The organism is Verrucomicrobia bacterium S94, from assembly GCA_004299845.1.
Classification (GTDB): Bacteria; Verrucomicrobiota; Kiritimatiellia; order Kiritimatiellales; family Pontiellaceae; genus Pontiella.
This window is the reverse complement of record CP036201.1, coordinates 3,868,466-3,881,421: the sequence shown is the minus strand read 5'-3', so window position 1 is coordinate 3,881,421 and position 12,956 is coordinate 3,868,466. Positions and strand designations below refer to the sequence as shown.

The following is a 12,956-nucleotide window of genomic DNA, read 5'->3' as shown; positions in this document are numbered from 1 at the left end:
TTACTGAATCGGATATTTAACACCCAGCAAACGGGTTACAGCACGATTAAACGCCTTGCGCTCCTCGCGCACCGTTTCTTTCACGGCCGCGATTCGGTCCTTGAAATAATCCCAGTCCAGCCCGAACGGTGCACCCAGATGCGTTTTCAGCTGAATCGCCTCTGTCGGATCGATATTTTCCAGTTCGTGGAGATTTTCCTTAATATAATGATATGCATCGCGAAACGGCATGCCTTCGCCCACCAGCTCCAGCGCACGGTCTGTGGCAAAAACATCCGGCGTAAAACCATCAATCAGCTTCTGTTTATTTACTTTGGCGCTTTTAATCATCGGAGCCATAATCCGCAAACTGGCGCGCGTGGTCGCAATCCCTTCCATGAAAAGCTCCTTAGCCTCCTGCAGATCACGGTTGTACCCGGACGGCGATCCTTTAATCAGATCATACACTCCCAGCTCCGCGGCTTTCACCCGCGAGGCCTTGGCGCGCATCAGCTCACAGACATCCGGATTCTGCTTCTGCGGCATAATCGAACTCCCCGTACAGAATTCCGCCGGCAACTGAAAATAATCAAACTCCGGCATCGTGAAAATCATCAGGTCCTGCGAAAGACGCGACAGCGTCAGCATCACCTGACTCATGGCCGACAGAACCAGATTCTCCATTTTTCCCCGGCCGTTATTGGCATAAAGCACATTATGAGTGGGACGCCCGAAACCCAGCAGATCGGACGTCAATTGCCGGTCAATCGGCAGCGGGACCCCATAACTTGCCGCAGAGCCCAGCGGGCACTGATCGTTCAGTTCATATGCATTAACCAGCCCGACACAGTCATCCAGCAGACTCTCCGCATGCGCCGTCGCCCAGAGGCCGACGCTCGACGGCATTCCCGGCTGCATGTGCGTTCTTCCAACCATTGGAACGTCCTTGTGTTTCCGGCCGAAGGAAACCAACACCGCCGCCAGAGCTGCAGCCTCTTCGAGCGTCTGAAGCAGCTGTTCTTTAGCATACAGACGCAGATCCACCGCCACCTGGTCATTCCGGCTGCGGCAGGTATGGATTTTTTTACCCAGATCACCCAGTTTTTTGGTAAGTGTTCGCTCCACCGCCAGATGCACATCCTGATCCGCCAACTCGATTTTAAATTGATTCTGCTGCGCCAGCCCGATGATTTCCACCAGACCTTCGATCACCTGCATGCATTCATCCCCGGTAATCAGCTTCGGCTTTACCGGCATTTTCGAAAGCATGGTCACATGCGCCGCCGTTCCGATACAGTCGACCGTAATCAGTGCATGATCCAGCTCCACATCACGTCCAGCTGTATAAGCCAACGTTTCATGATTAATAATTCCAACGGTTGTTTTCTGTTTTGCCATGACTTCACCTTAAAAATTATTCATTGCGAATAAACACGAATGCACGCAGATGCTGAAGAATTATCCGTCCTTAATCCCGGGTACGCCCGGAAGATTCCATAATCAGTGTCACCGGCCCGTCGTTCAGCAGATCCACGCTCATATCCGCACCGAACCTGCCCGTTTTCGGAACAAACCCGATTTTCTCCAAAGCCTGAACATATGCATTAAACAGTGCCTCGCCTGACTCCGGACGGGCCGCTTCGATGAAACTCGGACGGTTCCCTCTGGTGCAGTCGCCATAGAGCGTAAACTGACTGACTGAAAGAATTTCACCGCCGACATCCATCACGGACCGGTTCATCTTCCCGGCATCATCTTCAAAAATGCGCAAATGGGCAGTTTTCCTTGCCAGAAAACGGGCATCGTGCTCCGTATCATCGTGCCCGACTCCGCAAAACACAAGCAGCCCCCGGCCGATTTCGGATATTTTCCCTCCTTCAACCGTAACGGAGGCCCGCTTTACCCGCTGAACAACAAGTTTCATTGTTTAAACATAAAGGCCGCAAAGTTCGCAAAGATCGTCTCTTCGCGGGCTCTGCGACCTTCTCTTAATCCGTTAAAAATACGTTATTCTGTGACGTGTGATACACGGAACGCAGGCAGACGGTTCAACGTGGCAGCCACTTCATACCGCCGCGGACGGGCCAGATCGCCGCGTACATCACGTACCAGCGCGTTAAGACCCTCATTGGAAAGATCGCGATCAACCAGATCAAGGATTTCCCGAAGCGGATAACCTTCATCCATATAGCGCAGCTTTGCATAGTAGAGTACATAACCGATTGCGCGCACCTGATCGACATCCGCAATCTGCCGGACCCCATCAAGATCCACCAGCGAACGACCGAACTGCAGAAAATCAATTTCGTCGGTTTCGATCACAAGATCTTCACGGCCGATGCTCGGATCGATAGAGCTCGGCATAATCCAGCGCGAACGACTGAGCATTGAAGAAAGATTCACTGTATCATTCACCGGTATAGACGGAGTGATATCCAGCGCTTTGGCCTCTTCCGTGATATCCGTAACCATAAAATTCTCCACCTTGAGGATTTTATCGGCGATCGGAATAAATTCCGCAACAAGGCTGCTGCCCGCCACCACCATGGAAATACCCAGTTCGTCCACCATCTGACGGGCCCGTGCGGCCAGTGTATTGCGCGATGATTCACCCAGCAACGAGGTCACCCGGGTGTCTGAAGAAAGAAATGTGGATGAAGAGCTGTGCTCATCATACAGCAGAACGCGCGCACCGGCTTCGAGCGCCTCAACCGTGGAGGCAGCCTGCGATGTGAACGCTCCTGCCGCTTTAGCAGAATAGGAGGAAGGTGTTCCGCCATCGGAAAGACTGCTGGCAAAAGCTGATATATCAACCTGCTGAATGGAACGGCCGACTTCAGAGCGAATATTCACCGCATCCGCAACCGTAACCACATATTCGCGGCCGTCACCGGGAATATGATTGTATATCCCCTGCCCAATCGCATCCATCAGGTCCACCCGGCCACTGTTGGATTCGCCCAGAATCAGCGTCAACCCGCTCGGAATACCGAGGCCGCGTACGGTTCCGCTGTGCGGCACTTCGACCTCTTCAACAATATCCTCACTGACCTCAACCGGGTCAAAGCGGACAAAATCCGGAGTATCGGTACCGGTTTCCCGGCTCACCAGCGCTCCTTCGGCAACGAAAGCCACCTGTCCGGAAGCACTGAGATACTGACGAAGCCGGTCAGCATCCTCCATGCAGTTTACATGGTCATCCGCCTCAGACACTTCAATATTGCAGTACAGCAGCGAATTACTCACCACTTCCGGAAGATCTTCAAAAAAGATCTGCTGAGCCATGGTACCATCAATGGAAACAATCGGCTCACCGTCGACCACAATGGTCTGCACCGGCAGCGTGATTTCAATACGGACTTCAATATATTCCCGGGTCAGCAGCAATGCATTGCGGGGAAGGATCTTCTGGTTGGGTGTGGCCACATGAATATGACGGCGGGCAACACCGTTGTGGTCATAGTGCGCTATGGAAGCAATTCGGTTCGCCATACGACGCAGCAGCAGATCCTCCATCGCGGTGCGCCGCACCGGACTGTCGAAGAGATATTCCGGAATCTCTGATATGGTCTGCGGAACACGGATGCTGAATACCGGACGACTGCCCGTCTCTTCCGACAGATCAATGTTCATGCACTTAATGACATAGCGGGTGAAATCGAAATCTCCGATCAGTCTCTGATACTCCGCGAACGGCTGTCCGTCGAGCTCAGCCAACAGATTGTAGAATTCCTTCTTATCCTTCATAGTCCAGTTGTCCTTCTTTTAAGAGAATTACGCGTCCTGCCCAACCACAAGCCGCAATTGGTCGACTACTGTGCCTGTTTCGTATTCTTATTGGAAGCGGACTTTTTATCCTTTTTCGTCTCGGTATTACCGGGTTTATCAGCGGCCTTATCCTTATTATACCCGGAACTTCGATAATCTGTTTCATAAAATCCCGATCCTTTGAAAAGCACACCGGATCCCATGCCGATCATGCGCTGTACTTCCCCCTCACACTTCGGACAGCTCGTCAGCGGATCAGCCGACATACTCTGAAAAGCCTCGAAATGATGACCACACTCTCTGCATTCATAATCATACGTTGGCATAGCACTCTCCATTTACAAACAGATTCAAAAAACGCGGAATTTAGCGACTCCCCCTCTATTGTCAAATTGATTCTGGACACGCCTGCCTCCCGAACTAAACTGCCTCCCCAAACATTGGAGATCTGCATGAACTTTGAATTCGCCACCGCTCAACGCATCATTTTCGGGTGTGGAAAAATCGGCCTTCTCCCGGAGCTCGTTCAGGACCTCGGCAGAAAAGCCGCCCTGGTCACAGGTGGCAATGCCCAGCGGATCGCCCCGGTTTTCACCGCCCTGAAAAATGCAGGTGCAGCTCCCGCCGCCTTCAGCATCAGCGGAGAACCCACCATCGACCGCATTGCCCGACTCGCCGCCGGCGCACGCGAACTCGGTTGCGATTTCGTGGTGGCCTTCGGCGGCGGCAGTGTAATCGATGCCGGCAAAGCCATAGCAGCCCTGCTTACCAATACCCGCGATATCACGGACTACCTCGAAGTCATCGGAAAAGGCCTTCCCCTTACCGAAGTTCCCACGCCGTACATCGCCATCCCGACCACCGCCGGAACCGGCTCCGAAGTCACACGCAACGCTGTCCTGCAATCGGAGGAGCACCAGGTCAAAGTCAGCATGCGCCATCCTGGAATGCTGCCCACCATCGCACTTATCGACCCTGAACTGACCCTCTCCATGCCCCCGAAGTCACAGCCGGCTCCGGGCTAGACGCCCTTGTTCAACTGCTCGAAGCCTTTGTTTCCCGAAAAGCCACCCCCATAACCGATGCCATCTGCCGAGAAGGACTGCGGCACATGGGCGACTCCCTCTACCGCGCCTACACCAAAGGCACCGACCTTGAAGCCCGCACCAACATGGCTTTTGCCAGTCTCTGCGGTGGACTGGCCCTCGCCAACGCCGGACTCGGCGTTATTCACGGCTTCGCCGGCCCCATCGGAGGCATGTTCAAAGCCCCCCACGGAATGATCTGTGCCAGCCTCCTGCATGCCGCTGTACACACCAACCACGGAGCTCTTCAGTCCCGCACCCCCGAAACCGGAGCACTTGAAAAATACCGGGAGGCCGCACAGCTGATTCTGCACAATCCTGATGCCACCATCGACGATGCACTCGACAGCCTCAAAAACATTTGCGCACAGATGTTCATTCCCGGACTCGAAGAATTCGGCGTCACACACGCCGACATCCCCGTCATCGTTGAAAAGGCTCGGAAATCAAGCAGCATGAAAGGCAATCCGATCGAACTTACCGATGAAGAACTGATCACCATCCTTCAGGAATCCATGGACGCCCCCACCGACGGCGATGCCACACTTTATCTATGACATTCGGCCTGACCAATTATTCCGTCCTGGCGATCTATCTCACCGGCATGATCGGCATCGGCATTTATTTTTCCCGACGGCAGGAAAACAGCGAAATGTTTTTTCTCGGCGGACGCAAACTGCCGTGGCTCGTCGTGGCCATGAGCATGTATGCTTCGCTCACCAGCGCGGTCACTTATATCGGCCTTCCAGGCACCGCCTATGCGGAAAACATATCGCTCATCATCGTCAGCATCATGAGCCCGATCGTCGCTCCGTTTATTCTGTTTCTGTTCTACCCGCTTTACCACCGCCTGCGCGTCACTACCTCCTACGAATACATTCTCAAACGCTTCGGTGCACCGGCAAAATATGCCGTAGCCGGCCTCTTTATCCTCGCCCGCCTCGGCTGGCTCGGCACCGTGGTTTACGCCCCGGCCATGGCAATGTCCATCGTCACCGGTATTCCGCCATGGACCTGTATCTGTATAATGGGCCTGCTGGCCACCGCCTACACCGCGCTCGGGGGCCTCTCGGCCGTCGTCTGGACCGATGCCGTCCAGTTTATCATTCTCATCGGCGGAGCCATCTGGATGGCGGTTTCACTGATCAACGGGGTTGAAGGGGGCGCGGGGGAAATCCTGGCCCTCGCCGGGAAAACCGGCCGGCTCGACATCGGCGACTGGAAACTCAACCTGTTCGCCATGACCGGCCCCGCCGTTGCCATCTCGTTCTTTTTCCAGCTCATGCAGGATTACGGCACCGACCAGGTCACCGTCCAGCGCCTTATGGCGACCGGATCGCTCAGAAAAACCGTAAAATCCGTCATGTTCAACGCCGGTACCGATTTCTTCATTATCGGCCTGCTGATGTTTATCGGCCTTGGACTTTTCGCTTTTTTTCAGGAAACGGAACTCCCTGCCGACATCACGCCGGACAAAGTAATGCCATACTACATTATCCACCATCTTCCACAGGGCATCTCCGGCCTGCTGATCACCGCCGTTTTTGCAGCGGCCATGTCGTCCATGGATTCCGGTATCAACTCGATTGCCACTGTCATCATCAGCGATTTTACCAAAGGCGTGGAACATGAAGTGCGTCTGGCCCGCATCATTACTCTGATCCTGGGCCTTCTTGCAACAGCACTGGCGTTCTACGTCTCCACTATCGACGGCATTCTGAAAGCCTTCTTCAGTTTCATGGGGATGTTCAGCGCCCCCGTACTGGCTCTCTTTCTTCTCGGCGCTCTCACGCAAAAAGGAAACTTTAAAGGGTGGCTCGTCGGCCTCGGCGTATCCATCGGCTCCAGCATCTGGATCCAGAAATTCACGCCCGTCCACGAGCTCTACTATTTCCCCATATCGTTTCTTGTCAGCTTCAGCGCAGCCCTCATCGCCAGTCGCTTTTTCCAATCGCCGAAAGTTCCCGCCGGCCTGACGGTCTGGAATCGCTAAACCGCTTTGCAGAAATTTGCGGCGGCTTTTTCGCGCATATCCGCAATGGCCGCCGCCATATCATCCTGCTTATAGAGATAAGACCCCGCCACAAACAGATTGCAGCCGGCCGCCGCCGCAGAAATAACAGTTTCGCCGTCAATTCCCCCGTCGATCGCAATATCCACCCAGTCCGCACGGCGCCGGATTTCAACCACCTTCTCTTCCACATAGTCAAGATACTTCTGACCACCGAATCCCGGATGCACCGACATCACCAGCACTTCATCCACCCAGCGGTTATCCAGACACGAAAAAATCGCTTCAGCCGGCGTTTCGGGATTCAGGGTAATGGCCGGACGTTTTCCCATTTCACGGATGGCCGTCAACGTTTTTTCAATATTACAGACCGACTCGATGTGAATCTGAATCGTATCCGACCCGGCTGCGGCAAACGCTTTGATATGATCCTGCGGCCGTTTCACCATCAGATGAACATTCCGGGGAATGGAAACGTTGGCCGCCGCCATTTTCACCACATCAGGGCCGAAGCTGATATTCGGCACAAACGCACCGTCCATCACATCAACATGAAGCTGATCGGCTCCCGCCTCCTCGGCACGCCGGCAGCCGGCAGCCAGATGGCCGAAATCGGCCGCTAAAATGGATGGCATAATCTGAATTTCGGGCATATCTAAAATCTCCTGAAAACGCGCGGACGGTAACCAACTGCGGAAATCGAGTCAAGACCGCCGCCCCGTTCCCGCCGAAACAAGGACAAAAAAACAGGCCGGTCGTTTCCGACCGGCCTGCTTCACATAAGTTGGTAGCGGGGATTGGATTTGAACCAATGACCTTCAGGTTATGAGCCTGACGAGCTACCGGGCTGCTCTACCCCGCAATCTTAAGTTTTTCAAATTGGTAGCGGGGATTGGATTTGAACCAATGACCTTCAGGTTATGAGCCTGACGAGCTACCGGGCTGCTCTACCCCGCAATCTTTTATCTTCTTTCCCACCGACCTGCACATGGTGCTCGGGGTGGGATTCGAACCCACACGGGATTTAACTCCCACAAGGCCCTCAACCTTGCGTGTCTACCAATTTCACCACCCGAGCGGTTTGGTCGAAAAGAGGTGGAGCAAGATACAGAGGCACTCCATATGGTGCAAGCGGTAAAACAGAAAAAATTCCGATACTTGAAACCAGAATATTTTTCAGCCATTTCTGAAGTGCGCTCAGGGCATTCGTCCCGGGAAACAACTTTCCAGGATTTTGAAATACGTGTAGTGTTCTGAGCATCTACTAAGGCGCGGGATCATGACGAAACAGAAATTAAAAAAAACACTTAAAATTGTAATCGGCGGGATCGCGGCATTGATCATTCTGATTGTCCTGACCTTCCTCTTCTGGCTGGGCCCCACCGTTAAATTCGTGGCCGGGACCATCGGATCGAAAGCGCTCGGGACAGAAGTGAGTATCGACAGATTGAAAGTGAACCCGATGAAGGGCATTATTTCCCTGTCGGATTTCAGCATCCGCAATCCCGAAATTTTCGGGCAATCCAACGCCGTCTCATTGGCCAGCCTGGACATTTCAGTCGATATGGCCTCGCTCTTCTCCAGTACCGTTACTGTACATCAGGTGGAGATCAACAGCCCGCATTTCGTATATGAACAGAATCTCAAAAGCGATAATATCACTGAATTTATCCACAATGTGCAGGCATTTGCCAAAATGGATCCCTCGGCTCCGAAACCGGAAAAAGAAAAAAAGAAAAACCGGAAAACGGCACCGGTGATCATCGTCGAATCTCTGATCATCAACGATGTTCAGGTGCAACTGGCCAACACGCATGATCACGAGCTCGATATCGGATTCGGCATCAAATCACTGGCTGTCAGCATGACTAACGGCACCTTTGTGCTGGATCAGGCATATGTAAAAAATCCGGGGCGACTGGAAACACCGAACCTGTTTACGCTCGACCGCATTAACGTTGAAATGGAGCCCGACTCCATTTATTCCACAAACATTCATATTAAAGCCGTCGAAGTCATCAATCCGCATGCATACGTGGAATATAATTCCGATACGGATACTGCCGGTGAATTTCTGAAGCTTGCCCAATCCCTTATCGCAAAAATCCCCACCAATGCTCCGGAAGCAGAAATGACCAACACCGTTGCCACAACCAATACCGCCGGCGGGGATGCCCCGCCGCCCCCGGATGTTACGTTGGACCTGCTGGCTGTGGACAACATACAGCTCCACGCAATAAATATCGGCGAACCGGATCTTAATGTGCAGTTATCCGTTGATCGGCTTTCCGTGGCCCTGGAAGACGGCAAAGTCGAAATGAAAAATCTCCGGCTATCCAATCCGGAAACACTGGAAACCCCCAACCTGTTTTCACTGGAAAACGTTGCCGTTCAGCTCAAACCCGGTTCTCACAAAACAGCCTCCCCTGTAATCGAAGATATACGGGTTACCAGCCCGCTGGCCTTCCTTGAACTGAACAAAGAAAACAATACCGTCAGCGAATGGCTTCGTGTAGTCAACAGCTACATCGAACGCATTCCGACGTATCCCATTCCCAGCCTCCCGCCCACACCGGAAAAACCGAAAAATGACACATTCACAGCCGTGGCGACCAATCAACCGACCGCTCCGCCACTCGAACTGCAACACATTGCCATTGAAAATATTGCAGCTCATCTACTGGATACCACCGACACCAATCTCACCACCCACACCCCGAGAATAATCGCCGGAATTGATGAAATTTCAGCCCGGCTCACCGATGGCCGGATCGAAATCAACCATATCACCGTACCCAACCACCCGGATTTTGCCGCAAGCAACCTTTTTCACCTGGCACAGATCGCCGTCAGTCTTGATCCGGATTCCCTTTATTCCGACCAGATCGTCATTAACGACGTTATGATTGATTCTCCACAGGTCGATCTGGAACAGACCGAAAACAGTGGTAATGTCGCCAGCCTCCAGGGCACCTTCAAACACTTCATCCCGCCCGAAATTGCAGACAAAATACCCGAACCGGAACAGCCCGAACCGGCCGAGGAAAAAAAACCGTCGCTCCCGATTGCGGAACAGCCTGTGGTCCTGCATCGCCTCGCGATCACCAACCTGAGTGTAAACCTTAAGCTTCCGGTAACCACCAACAACACAGAAACCGCCGGTATGAGCCTCAAAAGCCTTAACCCCATGGAACAGGTTGGAAAGCTCAACCCCATGGGACAAATCGGGAAACTCAACCCGCTTTCATCAGAAGACGAAGAGGCCGAAATCGACCCCGATGCGCCTATCACCCTTGTAGCGTTCAGCGACCTCGTTCTTCAACCGCTCAAAGGCCTGCTGCACATCAACGGACTGCGTATCGCCAACCCGCCGAAATTTTCGCGGCGGGATATGGTTAAAATCGAGCACTTCAGCCTCGACCTTGATCCGGACAGTCTCCAAAGCGACATTCTCCTGATTCGGGATATTCAGCTGACCAACCCGCGCGTCCGCTACGAACGCCATATCCTCAAAGATAACATCAAAGCCTTTCAGGAGAATATTGAACAGGCCGTGCTCCATCGGGAAGAATACACCGACGATACAGAACCCGGACCGAAAATCGCAGAAGCCACCCCGACAACCGAAACCGAAGAGGAGGAGGGCCAGAAGGTTATTATTGAGCGCATTGCCATCGACGGTTGCATTGTATACGCCAAACTTTCGGCTCTTCCGACGCTGCCCATTCCCCTGCCTCTTCCGGAACTGAAGGATATCGGTAAAGAAAAAGGCGGTGCCACCCCGGCCGAAGCCGCGACGCAGGTCTACGACACCTTCTACGAAGAGATGCTCAATGCCGTCAGTGGAGCAACCGGCTTTGCCGGTGATACCCTCAAAGGCCTTGGAAGCCTGACTTCAGACATGGTAAGCGGCGCAAAAGACAGCGTTGGAAAGATTACAAAAGGCACCACCGAAACCGTCGAAGAGGTTGTCGAAGAAACCGTGGAAAAAGTGGAAAAGCGACGAAAGACCCGCCGCGCCGGCGGTCGGCGCAGCGTATTTCCCTGATCTTCACCGGGATTCCCTACCTCAGAAACAAAAAAAAACCTTCGCAAGGGCGAAGGTTTTTTTGTCCCTGAAAAAGGAATTATCTGGATTCCGGCTTATCACGCGGAACACGGTGCCCGGTTCCACTACCCGAACGCTTCTGACCGGGTTTGTGATGTCCGCCCTGCGGTCGGCGACCTCCACGCTGTCCGCCCTGCTGCGGTCGACGGGCCCGCGGCTTACGCGGCGGAGCCGGCGGAAGCTCCGCCAGCAGCTCGTCGGTCGGCATACGGCATTTCAGCTCCATCCCCAGCAGCTCTTCAATCTTCGGCAGTTCGAACGATTCCATCTCACAGGCAAACGTAATTGACTGACCGGTGGATCCTGCGCGGCCGGTACGCCCGATACGGTGCACATAATCATCCGGATTTTCCGGAATGTTGAAGTTCACCACGTGGCTCAGGCCGTCCACATGAATCCCGCGGCCGGCGACATCGGTAGCCACCAGCACTTTGACTTTTCCGGCTTTGAAGTCTTCCAGAATGCGCATCCGCTTTTTCTGCGTCACCGCACCCGACAGCATTTCGCACTTGATGCTGTAGCGATCAAGATCCTCGGATAGACGCTCAGCCTGATCGCGGCGGTTCGTGAAGATAATGATCCGGTCGGGATCATCATTTTTGATAATGTTGTAGAGCAGTGTGAATTTCTGATCATCAGTCACGATATAGACCTTCTGTTCCACACTATCAACAGCTACCTGCTCCGGCTCAATATCAATCCGCTCCGGATCAACCATCCAGGCCGCCGCCAGCTTCATGACATCGTCCGAAAGCGTTGCACTGAACAACACCGTCTGGCGCTTTTCTTTCGGCGGAGTCTTGTAGATGATACGGCGTACGTCCGGAATAAAGCCCATATCGAGCATACGGTCAGCTTCATCAATCACCATGATCTCCGTGTGGCGGATATTGACAACCTTCTTGTTTTCAAAATCCAGCAGACGACCCGGCGTAGCCACCACAATATCGACCAGTCCGTCTTCCAGTTCGCGCTGCTGCTTGTTGTAATCCATGCCGCCGTAAAGTACGACGGTGCGCAGACCGGTGAATTTATTCAAACCTACAGAATCTTCGCCGATCTGCATGGCCAGTTCGCGGGTCGGCGCAATGATCAGAGCCCGCGGACTTGCCGGACTGTGTTTCTCCAACGGATTGTTCAGACAGTGATTGATGATCGAAATCAGAAACGCAGCCGTTTTACCGGTACCGGTCTGGGCCCGGCCGGCCATATCCCTGCCCTTCAACGTGCCCGGAAGAATTTCGCCCTGAATCGGCGTCGCATATTTCCAGCCCAACGCATGAATGCTCTGCATCAGCTTCGGATGCAGATCCAGATCATGAAAACGGATCTTTCCTTCTGCCGGCTCCACTTTAAAAGTTTCCGGATCCCACGGAACATCTTCAACTTTACGACGTTCTGTGGCTCCCGCAGTTACGGCATAAGGAGCATCCGCCGGTCGCTCTCGCTTCGGCTTACGATCACGCGGTTTACGCTCACCCTCATTACGTCCCGGCTTTCTGTCGCCATCCCCCCGCGATTCACGTTTTTTACGCGGCGGGCGCTCCGGCTTAATGCCGTGTTTTTCGTTCCAACGCTGTCTCAGCCGTTTTTCATACGCAATCCGGCGGTCTTCCTCCTCCGGACGGAAATCCTTCATGCGTTCCTGCTCTTCGGCAGACAGCTCAAACGGAGGTATTTCCTTTTTCGGAGTACGCGGCGGGCGCGGTTTTTTCTCCCCCTGCGGCTGTTCGCCTTTAGGCCCCTGCTCTTTACGTTTGCGCTGCGTTTTTTTACGCTGACCGCCCTCACCCTTTCCTTTTACGGGTTTCTGGCCGGGACGCCATTCGACGGTACCGGGCTCGGGCTGCTTTTTATTCTTTTTATCAGTCGTGCTGGACGATGTTTCCTGTTGTTTCTTTGCTTTGTTCCCGGTCGGTTCGTCCTTCTTACCGAACACGGAAGCGATTTTTTTGAGTAAGCTCAATTTCCAGTCCTTTCACATCCGAAGGGCTGGAAGAATGGA

Annotated in this window: 8 protein-coding genes, 3 tRNA genes and 1 pseudogene; 3 read left to right on the top strand and 9 right to left on the bottom strand. The window is 53.5% G+C overall.

The genetic code is table 11. From position 1 onward, the window contains the following. From argH to EGM51_17080, 4 genes are all read right to left on the bottom strand, one after another. Positions 1–1,377, bottom strand: coding sequence for an argininosuccinate lyase (argH, locus tag EGM51_17095; protein QBG49029.1), 1,377 nt, complete (start codon positions 1,375–1,377; stop codon positions 1–3). A 70-nt stretch (positions 1,378–1,447) separates the two neighbouring features. Continuing rightward, a complete protein-coding gene (locus tag EGM51_17090) occupies positions 1,448–1,903 on the bottom strand; it encodes a D-tyrosyl-tRNA(Tyr) deacylase (GenBank protein ID QBG49028.1) in 456 nt (151 codons plus the stop codon). 83 nt (positions 1,904–1,986) lie between these two features. Continuing rightward, on the bottom strand, positions 1,987–3,726 hold the full coding sequence (locus EGM51_17085; GenBank protein ID QBG49027.1) for a hypothetical protein: 1,740 nt from the start codon (positions 3,724–3,726) through the stop codon (positions 1,987–1,989). Between the two features lie 65 nt (positions 3,727–3,791). Next, positions 3,792–4,073: a zinc ribbon domain-containing protein gene (locus EGM51_17080; GenBank protein QBG49026.1), complete on the bottom strand. Its 282-nt coding sequence runs from the start codon at positions 4,071–4,073 to the stop codon at positions 3,792–3,794. 126 nt (positions 4,074–4,199) lie between these two features. On the opposite strand from EGM51_17080, the pseudogene EGM51_17075 reads away from it, so the two are divergent. Both EGM51_17075 and EGM51_17070 read left to right on the top strand, forming a co-directional pair. After that, positions 4,200–5,389 (top strand): annotated as a pseudogene (locus EGM51_17075) (iron-containing alcohol dehydrogenase). Further along, positions 5,386–6,825: a hypothetical protein gene (locus EGM51_17070; protein ID QBG49025.1), complete on the top strand. Its 1,440-nt coding sequence runs from the start codon at positions 5,386–5,388 to the stop codon at positions 6,823–6,825. Before EGM51_17075 ends, EGM51_17070 begins: the two are co-directional and overlap by 4 nt. Here EGM51_17070 and rpe read toward each other — a convergent pair. The 4 genes from rpe to EGM51_17050 form a co-directional block, all read right to left on the bottom strand. After that, on the bottom strand, positions 6,822–7,496 hold the full coding sequence (gene rpe / locus EGM51_17065; GenBank protein ID QBG49024.1) for a ribulose-phosphate 3-epimerase: 675 nt from the start codon (positions 7,494–7,496) through the stop codon (positions 6,822–6,824). The two genes, EGM51_17070 and rpe, sit on opposite strands and share 4 nt — an antisense overlap. A gap of 132 nt (positions 7,497–7,628) precedes the next feature. Continuing rightward, positions 7,629–7,705 (bottom strand) — tRNA-Met (locus tag EGM51_17060). Between the two features lie 18 nt (positions 7,706–7,723). Then, positions 7,724–7,800 (bottom strand) — tRNA-Met (locus EGM51_17055). A gap of 32 nt (positions 7,801–7,832) precedes the next feature. Then, positions 7,833–7,921: transfer RNA gene (locus tag EGM51_17050), tRNA-Leu, on the bottom strand. 201 nt (positions 7,922–8,122) lie between these two features. On the opposite strand from EGM51_17050, the gene EGM51_17045 reads away from it, so the two are divergent. Next, on the top strand, positions 8,123–10,891 hold the full coding sequence (locus EGM51_17045; protein ID QBG49023.1) for a hypothetical protein: 2,769 nt from the start codon (positions 8,123–8,125) through the stop codon (positions 10,889–10,891). Between the two features lie 79 nt (positions 10,892–10,970). Here the strand turns inward: EGM51_17045 and EGM51_17040 are convergent, their stop codons facing one another. Then, the gene (locus tag EGM51_17040) at positions 10,971–12,917 is read right to left on the bottom strand and encodes a DEAD/DEAH box helicase (protein ID QBG49022.1); all 1,947 of its coding nucleotides are present in this window, start codon (positions 12,915–12,917) and stop codon (positions 10,971–10,973) included. Positions 12,918–12,956 lie beyond the last annotated feature (39 nt).

What these genes read in the sequence shown, in the direction of transcription:
- EGM51_17045 (QBG49023.1), top strand. Translation starts at nt 8,123, where the DNA reads ATGACGAAACAGAAATTAAAAAAAACACTTAAAATTGTAATCGGCGGG.
- EGM51_17070 (QBG49025.1), top strand. Translation starts at nt 5,386, where the DNA reads ATGACATTCGGCCTGACCAATTATTCCGTCCTGGCGATCTATCTCACC.
- rpe (QBG49024.1), bottom strand. Translation starts at nt 7,496, where the DNA reads ATGCCCGAAATTCAGATTATGCCATCCATTTTAGCGGCCGATTTCGGC.
- argH (QBG49029.1), bottom strand. Translation starts at nt 1,377, where the DNA reads ATGGCAAAACAGAAAACAACCGTTGGAATTATTAATCATGAAACGTTG.
- EGM51_17080 (QBG49026.1), bottom strand. Translation starts at nt 4,073, where the DNA reads ATGCCAACGTATGATTATGAATGCAGAGAGTGTGGTCATCATTTCGAG.
- EGM51_17090 (QBG49028.1), bottom strand. Translation starts at nt 1,903, where the DNA reads ATGAAACTTGTTGTTCAGCGGGTAAAGCGGGCCTCCGTTACGGTTGAA.
- EGM51_17085 (QBG49027.1), bottom strand. Translation starts at nt 3,726, where the DNA reads ATGAAGGATAAGAAGGAATTCTACAATCTGTTGGCTGAGCTCGACGGA.